The 15,243-nt window shown below is 59.5% G+C and carries 15 protein-coding genes and 1 riboswitch; of the genes, 7 read left to right on the top strand and 8 right to left on the bottom strand.

All coding sequences use genetic code 11. The features are described from left to right. Window positions 1–507 precede the first annotated feature (507 nt). Window positions 508–756, top strand: a complete 249-nt coding sequence (locus NKH70_RS30250; protein ID WP_352718178.1) for a DUF982 domain-containing protein — start codon at window positions 508–510, stop codon at window positions 754–756. An 804-nt stretch (window positions 757–1,560) separates the two neighbouring features. Beyond that, complete coding sequence (locus NKH70_RS30245; protein ID WP_353026975.1) at window positions 1,561–2,616, top strand: cytochrome-c peroxidase; 1,056 nt, start codon at window positions 1,561–1,563, stop codon at window positions 2,614–2,616. 277 nt (window positions 2,617–2,893) lie between these two features. On the opposite strand, the gene NKH70_RS30240 is transcribed toward NKH70_RS30245, so the two are convergent. The 4 genes from NKH70_RS30240 to pdxR all read right to left on the bottom strand — a co-directional run bounded on the left by NKH70_RS30240 (window position 2,894) and on the right by pdxR (window position 6,325). After that, complete coding sequence (locus NKH70_RS30240) at window positions 2,894–3,415, bottom strand: helix-turn-helix domain-containing protein (RefSeq protein WP_353026938.1); 522 nt, start codon at window positions 3,413–3,415, stop codon at window positions 2,894–2,896. A gap of 249 nt (window positions 3,416–3,664) precedes the next feature. Next, entirely contained in the window at window positions 3,665–4,261 is a 597-nt protein-coding gene (locus NKH70_RS30235; RefSeq protein ID WP_353026936.1) for a B3/B4 domain-containing protein, read from the bottom strand. 326 nt (window positions 4,262–4,587) lie between these two features. Continuing rightward, window positions 4,588–4,836 carry a hypothetical protein gene (locus NKH70_RS30230; protein WP_353026987.1) on the bottom strand — a complete coding sequence of 83 codons (249 nt, stop codon included), beginning with the start codon at window positions 4,834–4,836 and terminating at the stop codon, window positions 4,588–4,590. Further along, window positions 4,829–6,325 carry a MocR-like pyridoxine biosynthesis transcription factor PdxR gene (pdxR, locus tag NKH70_RS30225; protein ID WP_502908427.1) on the bottom strand — a complete coding sequence of 499 codons (1,497 nt, stop codon included), beginning with the start codon at window positions 6,323–6,325 and terminating at the stop codon, window positions 4,829–4,831. Before pdxR ends, NKH70_RS30230 begins: the two co-directional genes overlap by 8 nt. Window positions 6,326–6,407: 82 nt before the next feature. On the opposite strand from pdxR, the gene NKH70_RS30220 reads away from it, so the two are divergent. From NKH70_RS30220 to NKH70_RS30210, 3 genes are read left to right on the top strand one after another with little or no spacing between them, the layout of a single operon-like run. Further along, entirely contained in the window at window positions 6,408–7,640 is a 1,233-nt protein-coding gene (locus NKH70_RS30220; protein WP_352458256.1) for a trans-sulfuration enzyme family protein, read from the top strand. A gap of 52 nt (window positions 7,641–7,692) precedes the next feature. Beyond that, entirely contained in the window at window positions 7,693–8,595 is a 903-nt protein-coding gene (locus NKH70_RS30215) for a dihydrodipicolinate synthase family protein (RefSeq protein ID WP_352881940.1), read from the top strand. Window positions 8,596–8,629: 34 nt separating this feature from the next. Then, window positions 8,630–8,848: an FMN-binding negative transcriptional regulator gene (locus tag NKH70_RS30210; RefSeq protein WP_352452617.1), complete on the top strand. Its 219-nt coding sequence runs from the start codon at window positions 8,630–8,632 to the stop codon at window positions 8,846–8,848. Between the two features lie 98 nt (window positions 8,849–8,946). Here NKH70_RS30210 and metE read toward each other — a convergent pair whose 3' ends face one another. Then, window positions 8,947–11,292, bottom strand: a complete 2,346-nt coding sequence (metE, locus tag NKH70_RS30205) for a 5-methyltetrahydropteroyltriglutamate--homocysteine S-methyltransferase (protein ID WP_352458258.1) — start codon at window positions 11,290–11,292, stop codon at window positions 8,947–8,949. A gap of 95 nt (window positions 11,293–11,387) precedes the next feature. After that, window positions 11,388–11,588: riboswitch (cobalamin riboswitch) on the bottom strand. A gap of 555 nt (window positions 11,589–12,143) precedes the next feature. On the opposite strand from metE, the gene NKH70_RS30200 reads away from it, so the two are divergent. Next, window positions 12,144–12,398, top strand: coding sequence for a hypothetical protein (locus NKH70_RS30200; RefSeq protein WP_352577982.1), 255 nt, complete (start codon window positions 12,144–12,146; stop codon window positions 12,396–12,398). Window positions 12,399–12,715: 317 nt separating this feature from the next. Here NKH70_RS30200 and NKH70_RS30195 read toward each other — a convergent pair whose 3' ends face one another. Continuing rightward, window positions 12,716–13,549, bottom strand: a complete 834-nt coding sequence (locus NKH70_RS30195; protein ID WP_352458260.1) for a helix-turn-helix transcriptional regulator — start codon at window positions 13,547–13,549, stop codon at window positions 12,716–12,718. Between the two features lie 84 nt (window positions 13,550–13,633). Beyond that, complete coding sequence (locus tag NKH70_RS30190) at window positions 13,634–13,864, bottom strand: MFS transporter (RefSeq protein ID WP_353026933.1); 231 nt, start codon at window positions 13,862–13,864, stop codon at window positions 13,634–13,636. A 289-nt stretch (window positions 13,865–14,153) separates the two neighbouring features. Here NKH70_RS30190 and NKH70_RS30185 point away from each other — a divergent pair, with 289 nt between their 5' ends. Beyond that, on the top strand, window positions 14,154–14,831 hold the full coding sequence (locus NKH70_RS30185) for a transposase (protein ID WP_352458262.1): 678 nt from the start codon (window positions 14,154–14,156) through the stop codon (window positions 14,829–14,831). Window positions 14,832–14,863: 32 nt separating this feature from the next. On the opposite strand, the gene NKH70_RS30180 is transcribed toward NKH70_RS30185, so the two are convergent. Next, window positions 14,864–15,243, bottom strand: a 380-nt coding sequence (locus NKH70_RS30180) for a PfkB family carbohydrate kinase (RefSeq protein WP_353026931.1), incomplete at its 5' end; no start/stop codon positions are given.

The following is a 15,243-nucleotide window of genomic DNA, read 5'->3' as shown; positions in this document are numbered from 1 at the left end:
CTCGTCCAGCGAGATCTATGGCGCGGTATCCGCCGTCGTGACCGTTGATCCGCCCGTTGTTGGCGACCTGCCGCGGTCCCTGCGCATTTTCAGGCGCGTCTCGGCCGTAAGCTTTGCGCCGAAATGACCAGTATTCTCGAAACGAAGCGGGCTATTTCTGTTTCGCCATCCTCTCTTTGGCTGTGAAATCGGTGGCCGAGCAGTGGCCGCTTCCTGGTGGCGCGTGAAGGAAGTATCAAACGTTGATTCGCAATGGTCGAAACGATGTAGATTCATCATCCGGTGAGCCGCCCTCGCAGCAGGATGTTAGGGATTGGCCCGCTGGTAAACCGAGGACATCACGCCGCTGCTTTGCCATTGAACCGCTATCGCTGTGACAACACATTCCGCAATGGTGGGCGGGAGAAGGCGCCTGTTCACGCAAACGAGCGGTTCAGCAGGTCGGGAAGAACGAATGAGCTCAGGGACTTCAGCAGCCCACTTTTCGTAAGGCGTGCAGCGCACATCGTGCAAGAGATTGCCAGTCCTGCGGATGCTATCGATTTTCTCAACGAAGGGCCAGAAGATCGCAGAGACCGGATCTACGAAGCCGCCCTCAGGGCGTGCTTTGATGCATACAACGGACGAAAACCTGCGAGCGCAGCGCGCAAGGCTGTTTTCCGCTTTGCGAAACAGGTCGCCATATTGGAAGATGCAACCTCGGCGATGCAATGGCTCGCTGCCTGCATGTCGGGCAGTGGAAAAGCGCAAGTATAGGCGCCCAGTCGTGTGTGAGGCTGGAGCGGGTACGCCGACGAGGTTATTGTGTCGAGATTTCGCCGGCATCTGGAGCGTAGTGTAGCGAACAAACAATATTTTGCGGCGCTATGGCGATGTTAATCATCTTGTTGTATTTGTAAATCAGCTTCTCGCGATAGGATTGCAACGCCTCCGGTGTGAAAATCACTGCGTGGGACTTGGTTCTCAAATTCATGATGGTAAATTACCGTGTAATGATTGCAAAGCAGTTATCCCATCGAAGCAAGATGATAAACGAAGCCAAAATTGTGCTCCGTCGTCTGCCAATATTCGCTCTATGGAGGCCTACAAGCCAATTAAAACAGCTACTCGGGCGCCTCTGAAATTCGTGTAATTCTGCTCACCCCAAACGGCCCTCTACAGTCGAAATAAGATTGTCCCGCAAAGGTGCTACAAGACACTATCGCGGATCGATTTGGGCCCACGTCGATCTGGCGAAGGCAGGCGGAAGTCAAGCAGGACCTGCAGCGGAACAGATCACCGGCCCCGAACCGAAATCTGAGACAGCGGCGGACCCGATCTCTTCATGGTAGAAGGCGCAGAGAGAACCGGAGCACGGCTCCGGCGCCGCCGCTTGCCGAGCAGCGATCCTCCGCCTCCCAAAATCCAATCGAGAAGAGCGTTCAATTCCGGGACGGTCCAAGCTCTGCCGCAAAAACAGGTGTCAGACCACCCGGTCCTCTCCCGCAACTGATCTAGCGCAGGGCGTTCATGAGCCGCATATCCCAGAGTGGCTGCGTGCACGACGCAGCGAGATCATTTATGAAAATCCTATTCAGTACGATGGCTGTCCCCTTGCTGACAGCCACCGCCTTTGCTGCGGATTCGATCCCCGCAGACCTCAGAGAAACGGCAATGGCCACTTTCAAGGCTTTGCCACCCACCACGCCGGCAGTCGCCAACAACCCGATCACCCCGGAAAAGATCGCTCTCGGCAAGGCACTGTTCTTCGATCCACGCGTCTCTGCGTCAGGCGTCTTGTCGTGCAACTCGTGCCACAACCTGGCCACCGGCGGCGACGACAACCACGAAACCTCGATCGGCCATGGTTGGCAGAAGGGACCGCGCAACGCGCCGACTGTACTGAACGCTGTCTTCAACATCGCCCAGTTCTGGGATGGTCGTGCCGAAGACCTGAAGGCTCAGGCGAAGGGACCGGTCCAAGCCGGGATCGAAATGGCCAATACACCGGGCCAAGTCATCACCACGCTCAAGTCCATGCCGCAATATGTCGAGTGGTTCGATGCAGCTTTTCCGGCTGAAGCCGATCGGGTCACCTTCGACAACCTCGCCAAGGCAATCGAAGCCTTCGAGGCGACACTGGTCACGCCGGCCCCCTTCGACAGTTTCCTGAATGGCGATGACGCCGCCATGACTTCCGAACAGAAACAGGGCCTGGCGCTTTTCATGGACAAAGGCTGCTCGTCCTGCCATGGCGGTATCAACGTTGGTGGGGAAGCCTATTACCCATTCGGCCTCGTGGAACAGCCCAGCGCCGAGGTCCTGCCGGAAAAAGACAAGGGCCGATTTGCGGTCACCAATACTGCCGACGATTCCTATGTTTTCCGCGTGGCGCCGCTGCGCAACGTTGCACTCACCGCGCCATACTTTCATTCGGGCAAGGTTTGGGATCTGAAACAGGCCGTTGCCATCATGGGAACCACCCAGCTTGGCGTGGTACTGGCGGACGAAGAAGTCGACCTGCTTGTTGCCTTCCTCAACTCGCTGACCGGAAAGGCACCCGAGCTCGCCTATCCCATTTTACCCGCCGAAACGGCGACAACGCCCCGGCCTGTAACGCAGATCTTAGGAAAATAAACGGCCAGCTGACTGCGGAACATCGCAATTGACAATGATTGCGACTTTTACTGGACGAGACGAGTCGCGACGTCCATGAGAACGCAAATGGCTCGTTTCCATAGTGCAGACACTGCTTCCGTCACCAGCTCGTTGCGATGGAATCATGTTTGGGATCTGGCGTGCGACATGCCAAGGAAGGCGTCTGACGCATGAGGCTCGCGCGCTGGCGATACCGCGCGGCGGCCGGCCATCGCGCTGGCGGCCGAATTGCCGCGCGCCGAAGTGATCGGCCCCCTTAGGGCGAAGGGGCAGCCACTCCGTCCTCCATGTCCAGCGATTCTTCGACTGCTTCCGGCTTCCGGGCGATGGTCCAAAGGAGAGTATTCGCCGCTGCATCCGGTTTCGAGCGATCTTGCTCCCAGTTTCGAAGCGTTGCCAGATCGAGGCCATACCTCACGGAGAATGCCTCCTGAGAGAGCTTCGTGCGATCCCGGACTTCGCGAACACTTATCGGCCGCGGCGCATGAACCTTCGCGATCACGCCTGCGGACGACAGTTCATTCTTCAGTGCCAATAGGTCGTCGACGCAAGGAACCGTCACGAACGCCTTGCCGTGATCGACCATCTCCGTGAGTATCGCGTGGGCCGTCCTGAGCGGCAGCTGTCTCTTAACGAGAATGCGGGCGGCCTCAGGAGTATTCGCGCCGTGAAGAAAACTGAGGCTCAGTCGGACGGGAGAGCCTGACGACACCGGGACGACGTCCCGGGTTCGCACCCGTTGTCCGTACCGCTCCATGAATTTCGATTTAGTCGACATTAAGCTTCTCCGCGATCACTCGACCGAGCTTGCGTAATTTGGACCATCCAACACTGGAGGGCATCGCGATAAAAGTACGCCAAACAACCCTAAGGGAGAACAAGCGGTGATCTGATTTCGTTCGACGCTCGTTTTCGAGAGCCGTTCTGGGTCGTTCGCAATCAACTGTGTAGGCCAGCGGAGCGAGCAAGGAGCGCCAGATCCGGACAGGGCTGAGTGGGGTGTTTCTCCGAAAGGTGGGGCCATACCCTAAGGAACACGAGATGTAGTGGACTCGTCGATTCGCGCGGTTTCGATTCGCGCACCCGGGCACAGCGCTTGGATAAGTCCCATCAGATGCTCTCCGGTGGCCGTCATCTGTTTAGCTGACATTGGGCCGAGGGCTTCCAGCACGAGCCACATGGCGCGGGTATGGACCGTGACCATGGTGCGCCGCCCCTGCCGCCAGTTCCAGCGGCGGCACGTGACACCGGCATCATCGCACCAGATGACTTCGCCCGGTTCGGGATGCTCGGTTACCATTTCACCTTGCTGGATCGTGTCGAATGGCTCCGCTCCCTTCGCAATTAAAAGTCTCGGGACCCCCTGGTAAAGATCGAGATCCTCCCCGCCAATCGGAACGCCATACAACACGCTGACGGCATTGTAGGCATCAACCAGTGGGGATATCCGCGGGAGAGAGCCATCTTTCCGCACCCGCTTGAGAAGCGCGGCGGCCGAGCACGGCGTTCGATTGGCCTTTGTGCCGAAAGCCTCGTAGGCAACGGCCCACGCCGCAAGATGCGCGTCCCTTTGGGCGTCATCGCGAAGCGCGGCCTGTTCCGCCGCCGCAATCGTGTCGTTCAACGCCTGTGCATCCGGCACGTCGATTTCAGCGTTCCGCACCACAATGCTGATCAGATGAAAATCCGGGTAGCGGGCCTTGATCTCGGGGGCAATCTATGGCGTGAAAGACATGGGATGCTCTTTTCTCATGGGGAGGCTTTGCGCTGCGGGTCGTTCGGGAAATGTTTGAAGAAAGGTGCTTGTCGAGCGTCCAGATCTTCTGGCATCGGCATGGTGCATGCCGCACCATGCGCTGGATAATTCCATCATTCGGCCGTGGACAAGGCCTGGTAGAGATCGTCGATTATCTCTTGCGGGTGCTCGAGCCCGCCTCGGCCGGCAACAAGCTACGCCTCCGCCAGATCCTCCATTTCATAAAAGGCAGCGGGCGCGATATGGATGTGAAGCAGCTTTCCTTGCCGGTTATGCATCGCTCTCGGAAATTCGTCTCGCACGAAAATCTGCCGCCAAACTGGCCTGATCAACAGCACCAGTTGCATAGCGTTTTCCCAGTCCAGTTGACTTTGCAACGAAATGCGGTTCAGCCCAAGGTCGGTTTCCTCGCCAGCACGCCACGTCCCCGCCGTTTTAGCCACCGTGTCCCGGCAACGCGTCTTGCACCTGCTTGACAACCGCTCGCAGGATCTCAACGCCCTTCTTGATTTGCCGAATGCTCAAGGCGGCATAGCCCATGACAAGCCCCACGCGATCGATGTGGCCTTCGTCCAATTGCCGCTCGTAGAGGGGCGAGATCAGGTGCAGCCCCAGGCCCGCGCCTCGGGCGGCTTCGACCAAGGTCGTTTCCCGCGATCGCGGCAGTTCGTCGAACCAAACGACGACGTGCAGACCGGCCTCTGCTCCCTGGACAGCGATGCGATCTCCGAAGCTGCGCCGCAAGGCGCCCAACAACGCCTCCCGACGCTCGCCGTTCAGCCTGCGCACACGCCGCACATGGCTTTCGTAGCCGCCACTCTCGATCAAAGAGGCCAGAGCCTCCTGTTCAGCGACCGGCGAATGTCGGTCCGCGAATTGTTTGGCGGTAGCGAAGACCTCCTGCAATTCCGTCGGGACGACGAGGTAGCCGATACGCAGCATCGGCGAGAGCGTTTTGGAGATCGTGCCGAGGTAGATGACAGCCCCGTGGTCCTCAAGACTGTGCAGCGGAGGGACCGGATTGATGTCGTAGCGATATTCGCTGTCGTAGTCGTCCTCGATCACATAGGCGTTGTTGTGCCGCGCCCATTCCAGAAGCTGATGGCGGCGCGCGATCGGCATGACGCCGCCCAGCGGAAACTGATGCGATGGCGTGACATAGGCCAGTCGTGCCCCGATCCCCGCCAGCAACTCCGTCTTCATCCCGTCCTCGTCGACGGTGACCGGGACGGGCGAGGCACCCGTACTGGCAAAGACCTGACGCGCCATCCTATAGCACGGGTCCTCGATGACGAAGCGGTCGGCGGGATCGAGAAGCAGGCGAGCGCACAGATCTAGGCCCTGCTGCGAACCGTTGACGATGATGATCTGCTCGAGCTCGCAGCTCAGCGTTCGGGCGCGCCAGAGATAGCCCTGGAGCGCCTGGCGCAGCCCACGCCAGCCGCGAGGATCGTCATAGGCAAGACGCAACGGGCGCTGCCCCATCGCCTCGTTCATCGCACGTTTCCAGACCAATGCGGGGAAGTCTGACGGCGCCAGGTCGCCATAGCGGAAATCGACCTTCAGTCCAGTCGGCAGATAATCCGGCCAGGGCGGCGTAACGCGCAGTCGTTCGCCATAGGCGGACATTTGAACCGGGCCGACTCGTTTCGCGACAGTGCGGCTCGTCTCAGGACCGATCAGCGAAGATGCAACGCGAGGTCGTGCGCCTTGACGGACTTCGATGAAACCTTCCGCGGTCAGTTGGTCATAGGCGACCGTCACCGTCGTTCGCGAAACCCCAAGGTCATTTGCCAGGCCGCGGGAGGACGGCAGCTGACTGCCGGTTTCATAGACGCCGCCGAGGATTTGCTCGCGAAGAGCCTCGTAGATCTGGCGTGCACCCATCGCGTGCGAGCGACCTGCAGAACCGGCACTTGAAGACTGGACCATTTCATTCATTGCTAACTGGATATTTCACATTGGCCAGTTTGCCGTCAATCTTTCGGAAACCCAAGAAAGATCTAGAGGCCGAATGACCCGTTCCTATCAATCCGAAACCGATGCTCTCACGCGGTCGCCCAACGACACCGGTCCCGGATTCGCCACTCGGGCGATCCATCATGGCTACGATCCGGCCCGCTTTTCCAATGCCGTTCAGCCGCCAGTCTTCTTGACCTCGACCTATGGATTCGAAAGCGTGGCAGCGAACGAGGCCGCCGCCACCCTTGGCGGAAGGCTCTATGCGCGCGAATACAATCCGACGACGGAGATCCTCGAGCAACGGCTCGCCAATCTGGAAGGAGCCGAGGCAGGTTTGATCGTTGCCTCGGGGATGGCGGCTTTCGGCACACTGATCTTGTCGCTCCTGTCCCAAGGCGATGAACTCATCGTCCACAAGACGCTTTATGCGAACACGCTTGCCATGGTCGAACAGGCGGTCCCCCGCTTCGGCATCAAGGTCGTCGCGGTCGACCTGTCCGATCCTCACAATCTCGATGCCGCGATCACCGAGCGGACCCGGCTTGTTTTCTTCGAGACGCCGGTGAATCCGCTGAGCCGCATCCTCGACATCGCTGCCATTGCCGAGCGCGCCCACGCGCGCGGTGTAAAGGTTGCAGTCGACAGCACCTTCGCCTCGCCCGCGCTCCAGCGGCCGCTCGAACATGGGGCCGACCTCGTGCTCCACTCCCTGACCAAATACATCAATGGGCACGGCGATGCCCTTGGCGGGGCGATTCTCGGCGACGCGCAAACGCTCCGCACGCTGCACGAAACGGGCCTGCGCTACATCACCGGCGCAGCGCTCTCGCCCATGTCAGCCTTCCTGATCCTGCGCGGTCTGAAGACGCTCACGCTGCGCATGGAACGCCACAGCGCCACGGCCCTTGCGGTGGCTCAGGCGCTCGAGGCGCACCCGGCGGTGGCATGGGTGAGTTATCCCTTCCTCGACTCGCACCCTGATCAGGTGACGGCGCGAAAGCAGATGTCCCAAGGGTCGGGCATGTTGGCCTTTGGCCTCCACGCTGGGTTCGAGGGCGCGCGGCGGATGATGGACCGGCTCAACCTGATCACCCGGGCTGTCAGCCTCGGTGATGCCGACAGCCTCATCTATCATCCGGCAAGCCTGACCCGTGCTCGTCAGCCGATCCGCAAGGATGCGCATCTGGCCGATGGAGTCGGCGAGGACCTCATGCGTCTCTCGGTGGGTCTTGAAGACGCCGATGACCTAATCGCCGACCTGCGGCGGGCTCTGGACGCCCTGTGATGACCTGTGGTCCGGCCAGTCCTGCGCTCGCGTACAAACCCGGAGCCTTGCCATGGCATTCCTGAGCGGCCTTTCCGCGTTTCCCATCACGCCGACCGATCGGGACGGCCGCGTCGATACCGTTGCTCTGCGCAAGCTGATTGCCAGGCTTTGCGCCGCTCAGGTCGATTCCATCGGTCTTCTCGGCAGCACCGGCACATACATGTATCTGACGCGCGAGGAACGGCGACGGGCGCTCGCCGAGACCTTGGACGAAACCGGGGGACAAATGCCGGTCGTGGTGGGTGTGGGCGCGCTGCGCACCGACGAAGCAGTGAGGCTCGCGCAGGACGCTAAGGCCCTTGGGGCTGCCGCGGGGTTGCTTGCCGCCGCCTCTTACACCCCGCTCACTGATGACGAGGTGTTCGAACATTTCTCCACGGTGGCGCGCGAAAGTGGCCTTCCGATCGTCATCTACGACAATCCAGGAACGACGCATTTCCGTTTCACCCCAGCACTCGTCAGCCGCCTGGCAAACGTGCGGGGGATCGTCGCTATCAAGAATCCGACAGACAAGGGCGATGCGATCAAGAGCCATCTGGCCGACCAGAGGCGCACTGTGCCGGAAGGGTTCTCGATCGGCTACAGCGGCGACTGGAACGCTGCAGAGGCCATGATCGCTGGCGCTGACACATGGTACAGCGTCCTCGCGGGCATCCTGCCCGAGGTCTGCACAAAGATCGTCACAGCGGCGCAGCAGGGCGATGCGGCCGAAGCGCGACGGATCGATGCCGCGCTTGCGCCGCTCTGGAGCCTCTTCAAGGAGTTCTCGAGCCTTCGCGTCGTCTATGCACTTGCCGAATTGCTCGACATTTGCCGTGCCGACCCCCCGCGTCCCATCCTGCCTCTGCCCTCAGCAGCGAAGCGCCAGATCGCCGCCGCGTTGGAAGGCTTGCCATCGGATGTCAACCGGTGAACAGCGAACCCGGCGGCCAGTGAAGGAACCTGTCATGTATGTACCCGCGCATTTCGATGAACCGAGCCGAGAAGTCCTTTACGAACTGATCGAGAACAGCGCACTTGGCATGCTGATAACCCATGGCCGGAGCGGTCTCGACGCCAATCACATCCCCTTCGAACTCGACACGTCACAGGGAGAAAACGGTTCCCTTTATTCCTGCGCGATTAGTACACGTGCCGAAGGAAAGTGCACTTTCTCGCTCGAGTGACTTATTTCAAAGGATGTGATCGCGTTTTGGCACATTCACGGCCCACATGCGGCAGCCGCTAACTCACCACATGGTGAGCAACCAGGAAACCTTCCGGCCTACACTTTCTCCCGGAGCGCGCGTGCTGCAGCAACCATGTTCATGAGGGCAGGGCGGACCTCCTCCCACTTGCGGGTTTTGAGGCCACAGTCCGGGTTTACCCACAGTTGGGCATCGGACAGTCGCTCGCGGGCAAGCATGACGAGATCCGAAATCTCGCCGACTTCCGGGACCCGTGGTGAGTGAATGTCGTAGACTCCGGGCCCGATTTCATTCGGATATTTGGAGCTCGTGAAGGCGTCCAGCAGTTCCATTTTCGAGCGCGACGTCTCAATCGAAATGACATCCGCATCCATTTCAGCGATCGCGTCGATGATCTCGTTGAACTCCGAATAGCACATGTGGGTATGGATTTGAGTCGCGTCCTTTACACCCGTTGAAGCGATCCGGAAGCATTCGACAGCCCAGTCGAGATAGTCGTTCCAATCAGACTGGCGCAGTGGCAATCCTTCGCGAAACGCGGCCTCATCGATCTGGATCATCCTTGCGCCGGACCATTCGAGATCCGTCACTTCGTCGCGGATGGCGAGCGCGATCTGGCGGCATGCTTCGGAGCGGGGTACGTCGTCGCGAACAAATGACCAGTTGAGAATGGTCACTGGGCCTGTGAGCATTCCCTTCACAGGGTTTTCCGTAAGCGACTGGGCGAACTGCCACCAGCGCAGCGTCATCGGATTGGGCCTCGATACGTCGCCGAAGATGATGGGGGGGCGCACGTAACGCGACCCATAGCTCTGCACCCAGGCATGCTGGGTGAAGGCGAAGCCGGACAGCTGCTCGCCGAAATGCTGTACCATGTCGTTTCGTTCGAACTCACCGTGCACCAGCACGTCCAGCCCGATCTCTTCCTGCCAGCGAATTGCAGCCTCGATCTCCTTCTTCAGGAAGGTCTCGTAGTCGACATAGCTCAGCTGGTCCTTCGCATGAGCGGCCCGCGCCCTGCGTACCTGCGGCGTCTGCGGGAAGGACCCGATGGTCGTCGTCGGGAACGGCGGCAGCCCGAGCGTGCCGGCCTGGACTCTGGAGCGCTCGGCAAAAGCGCTCTCTCGTCGCTTCATGCTGTCGTCAATGCTGGCGATCCGCCCCTCAACCAGCGGGTCATGGATCTTCGTGGATGTCACGCGAGTGGCGGCAGCCTCGGCAGACGCTTTCAACGCGCCTGCCACCGCATCCCTGCCTTGGGACAGGGCCCGGGCAAGCAACACCAACTCGTCGGTCTTCTGGGCCGCGAAGGCGAGCCACGACCTGATGTCCGCGTCGAGTTCCGTCTCCATGCGCAGGTCGATCGGCACATGCAGCATCGAGCAAGAAGGCGCGATCTCGACGCGGTCCAAGGGCCAGCCGGCGACGATCGGTTTGATGCGGTCGAGAATGGCGGGCAGGTTCGCACGCCAGACGTTGCGGCCATCGATCAAGCCAAGCGAGAGCACCAGATCCTTCGGTGCGAGCCGACCCACCGTTTCCAGCTGCTCGGGAGCGCGCACGAGATCAATATGCAGCCCGGCCAGGGGCAGAGAAACCGCGGTTTCGAGATTGTCTCCCAGCGGCCCGAAATAGGTAGCCAGCATGATCTTCAGCTCGGGCGCGGCTTTCGACAGCTGGCCATAGGCGAATTCGAACGCAGCTCGTTCGTTCGGGTTCAGATCGAGGACAAGCGCTGGCTCATCGATCTGCACCCAGTCGGCTCCAGACAGCTTCAGCCTCTGCAGGAGTTGCTCGTAGACGGGCAGCAGCCGCGGCAGGAGCGCGATGGGATCGAATCCTTCGGCAGGCGATTTCGCCAGCTTGAGGAAGGTGATCGGTCCAAGGATGACTGGGCGTGTGTGAACGCCGAGAGCTTTAGCCTCGATGAAGTAATCGACCGGTTTCGTCGACGAGAGGGCGAACGTCTGATCATCGTTGAGTTCCGGCACAATGTAGTGATAGTTGGTGTCAAACCACTTGGTCATTTCCATCGCGGTTACATCAGACCGATGAGCCGCCTGCTGGTGACCAGCGTGTCGACAATCCTCCGTCTGACCTTGGTTGCCCCGCGCCATTGCGAAGTAGATGTCAAGTGGAACCTCGCCGCTATTCCAGCCGTAACGGGATGGAACGGCGCCGACCATGGCTGCGGTGTCGAGCACATGGTCGTAGAGCGAGAAGTCGTTCGACGGGATTTTCGACACGCCGCGATCGTGCTGCTCCTCCCAGCTAGCGGCACGGAGCGCCTTCGCGGTCGTGAGAAGGTCGGCAGCGGACGATTTTCCGGACCAGTAGCTTTCAAGCGCGAATTTCAGTTCTCGCCGACGACCGAAACGGGGCACGCCGAGCGTTGCTACAGGAATTTGCTGAGAGACAGTCATGCCAGACCCCGATGGTTGGGGCGTCGGTGACAAGGAAGGCGCTAGCAGGCCGGCACGAACGCCAGGCTGCAGCGGCCACCGAGACACCCCGCCCGTGGACGTAATTCGCCGTGGCAGGTCTCCTGGCTCGCGGGGTCATAGCCTCTACCCGTCTTCCCAAGGCTATTCGCCTCAGTGACATGAGTGGGGTTGGCTCGCCGCTAACAGTTGCGGGGGCAGCGCCGGCATCGCACCGGCTTCCCTCTTAGCTCCGCTGCGGCAGCGCCGTACGGAGAACCACGACGCGGGAGACAATTACAGCAGTTCGCTTCTTTGTCAACGCCGCATAAAGAAATGTTTATGTCGTTATGTTAAATTTCCGTTGGCATGTTCCAAAGGTCGCCTCGAAAGCGAAAACTGTGGAAGCCTTGAGCGGCCGGTAAATCAAAGCAATGACGCACGGCGCCCTTGTCCAGGAGGATAGGAGTTCGTCGGCTGCCGGCAGCAAACATACCGGCAAGCGCCGTGGTGCTGCTTAGCGCATCATGCGAACCACCTCGGCGTCGAACTTCGGCTCCGAGGTTCCGACCGCTTCGTTGGTGATCTGCTCGCGACCATATTCGGCTCAATGGCGAGGCTGTTGCCCATGTGGAAGCTGTTGGCCGTGATGCCCTCGGTGATATGACACAACGATTTCGGGGGGAGCACACCGAGGCCAGGCGCAGCGGCGTGTTGCGAAGTGATCGAGGCCAATGTCTCGAACTGCTTGTTCGCAGCCCACCGGCTCAAGGTAACCCGGCTCAAACCACCGGGCCAGCTCAAGTCCTGTCCAAATGAGGCCTGAGCGGCAAATCGTCGTGCACGCGCACGGTTTGGCGTTCGATCTTGTGATGCGTCTTGGGCGGACAATCGCCACGGTGCAGCGCGCAGAAGCGGTCCCCAATTGGGAAACCGAGGGCGGTGAGGGCAAGCCAGCGCCACAGGCGGAAGGGGACTTGGACCTGTTTGCCCTGCTGGACCACAAGTTCGCGACACAGGGCCTCAAGGAGAAGACCAAGAGTGATTATGCGCGGGACCTCGCCAAATTCATCAAAAGCAGCGGGCAGTCAAAATTCGGCGCCGATTGACATGGAGATAGCCATCGCGGCGGACCGCCCAGGCGGACCGCAAGCCGGAATACAACCGGGTGCAGGCGGCCAACCTCGTCCACAAGATGGCGTCGGGCACACACCGGCGATGGGAGAGCGGACCGTGGAGTGCAGGAACTTCACGCCTATCCACGCTCCCGTGGACGTGTCCTGCGGCACATCGGCAGCGATATTGAGGAGGCAGTTGAGCTTCTGGTCGAGCACTCTTACCTGCCACTACCTACGCTTAACGTCATCTCGTACTGAAAACGCACCACGCAAGGTCGAGATGTAACATGCGCCCTTCGTGGATGGTTCTAAGCTTCCTCGGGCGCGGTCAATCTGTGATAACGGTCGCTTGGAACCTCCATCACCGCGACGCGATCAAGGTTGGCGTATCGCGCTCGGTAGTAACCTTCTTCCTCCACTTCGGCGAAACTACACTGGGGAACGTCAAAGGTCGCAGCTTCCAATCCGAAGAAAGTCGTAGCGGTTTCTTCATCCAAGAAGTTCCACTCATCTTCTCCGTCGTCATATGTGACGCGAACATAGGAGGCCATGCGCACGGCTTCCTGATCACCCATCTCTGCGATGATGGCATCGCATTCTTTCTTCAGCTTTCCTGAAACCTCACCCTTATCCCAGTCATCCAAAGCCCGATAGATTTCTGGATGATAATACTCTGGCATCTCCTCTACATCGTCACCGATAAGCTCAATGGTGCGGACATATTGCGGATTTATCAAGAGTATTTTGTTGTCAAGGCTCCAACAATACAGCCATGGCCTGCTTGTGTTATTTCTACGCAGATTATGAAGTTCCTTCAACTGACGTAAAATCGATTCACGCGCCTTTTCATCGATAGGATATTGGCGGCTGCCAAGAGTCGTCTTGATTCTGAGCGTGCCGTATCGCGTTTCGGCATCGGCAATTGCAAACGGGCTCGTGCGCCACTCCTCGACATCAATCTTCCAGCCCAGCAGCTCCTCGACCGTGCATTTCAACGTGAGACAAAGGTCCTTGATCTGCTCGACGTTCAACTGCGTTTTGCCTGTTTCCCAACGGGCCACAGTCTGTTGCGTCGTTGCCATCTGCTCTGCCAAATCTTTTTGAGTCATGCCCAGTCGAACCCTAAGCTCTTTCATGTTCATAACTCACCTCGCGTGTTCAACACACGCATTGTGGATGAATTAATCTAACACGTCAAGCGTGTTCAAAAATCGCAGCATGTGTTTTTAGGGGGTTCTTCGAGGCTCCGGCAGCCGTTCGTGACCACTTGCGCAAGACACAGGGCTGGTACACAGCACGAATGGGCGATCAAAAATTACTGCTGCGATGCTCGTCATCAGCCAAGCTGCCGCCGCACCTTCCATTAGGGTGCCAAGGTTCGAAATGAGTGCAGCCGACCATAGCGAACGGAAGGTCTTGTGCTCAAAAGGAACGAGTGAAGATGTTCTCTTCGCCATTGTGGGAAGCCTCGGGATTGACCGCGGGGCTGGATTTGTTTCGCCTCACTCAACCATGGCCTCGCCGTACAAGCCAAGCTGCCACAGTGCGCGCCTGCTAACCCAGAAAACTTGGCGGCCTTACAGGCATGCGCAGGACGCGCGAAGCCGCTCAAATCTCCCCAGATGGGTCAGCCATCGAAGACCGGCATCACTTGCCCGTTGAGCGGCTATACGATAATGCTCCGCGCTAAGCAGGAAGCGCCAAAAATTCGAGCGGCGACTTCATTCTCCTATTCAGGAAGGAACTATGAGGCGGCAGACGCGACCATTCACCGTGGAAGTCAAACAAAAGCGCAATTATGAAAAATCCGCACGTTCCATCTGGGGCAATTTCGACATCGCCGCGGCGATGGCCGAAACAACAAACGAAGTCGAGCCGTTAAATCGTCAGCTTGTTGACTCTACTGTAGTGGCCCTTGATGCTGAACCTTTGCACAAACCTCGAGTGGAGCATTTCATGGCCAATCCCCTGGAAACCGAGTCAGCAGTAGTTCATAGCGAACCGGCAGACAAAGCGGAAACGCCAAAACCGAAGACGAGAGCGCGGCGGTCGAGGAAGCCAGAAGCTGAGGCGAGCGCGCCTGCCCGCAAGGAGGGCGCCAAGCCGATATCCGCGACCACTGAAGCACCGCCGTCAGCGCGAACAGGCCGAAAGAGCTACTCCGCGAAGGATCGTGCCCAGAAGCTGGCGCAGATCGAGACCTCGATCGGCGGCGGCGCTACTCTCAAGAGCGCGGTGAAGCAAGCCGGCATCTCGGAACAGACATATTATCTTTGGAAGAAGGCGGCGGCGCCGGCGGCGGACAGTGACGGGCTGAAGGATCTCGTCGCGCTCGAGGAAGAAAACAAGCGGCTAAAGAGCCTGCTTGCCGATCGTCTCCGCAAGGAGAATGCGGAACTGAAGAAAAGGCTCGGGCTGGATTAAGGAGGGTGGGCAGCTGGTTCTTGGCTCGCCACCTACAGCAATCCCGCCTGCTCCGCCTCTCTGCGCAGATTCTGCCGTGGCCTTGGGCCTATCTGCTGGATGACCAGCCCGGCCGCCAGCGAGCCGAGATCGCCGCACTGCTTCAGGCTGCGGCCTTGCGTGTAGCCGTAGAGGAAGCCGGCGGCGTAGAGGTCGCCGGCGCCTGTGGTGTCGACCAGCTCGCGGATCCTGGTCGCATTGATGGTCACGGTCTCGTCGCCGCGCACGATCACCGAGCCCTTTTCCGAGCGGGTGACGGCGGCGATCTTGCAATCCTTGCGGATCTGGGCCAGCGCCTCGTCGAAGCACGCGGTCTGGTAGAGCGACTTGATCTCGTGGCTGTTGGCAAAGACGATGTCAACGGTGCCTGAGC

Origin of the sequence: Mesorhizobium sp. M0991, assembly GCF_040318915.1 — a bacterium.
GTDB lineage: Bacteria > Pseudomonadota > Alphaproteobacteria > Rhizobiales > Rhizobiaceae > Mesorhizobium.
Note: the sequence above shows the minus strand (reverse complement) of the source record. Positions and strands in the feature narration are given on the sequence as shown.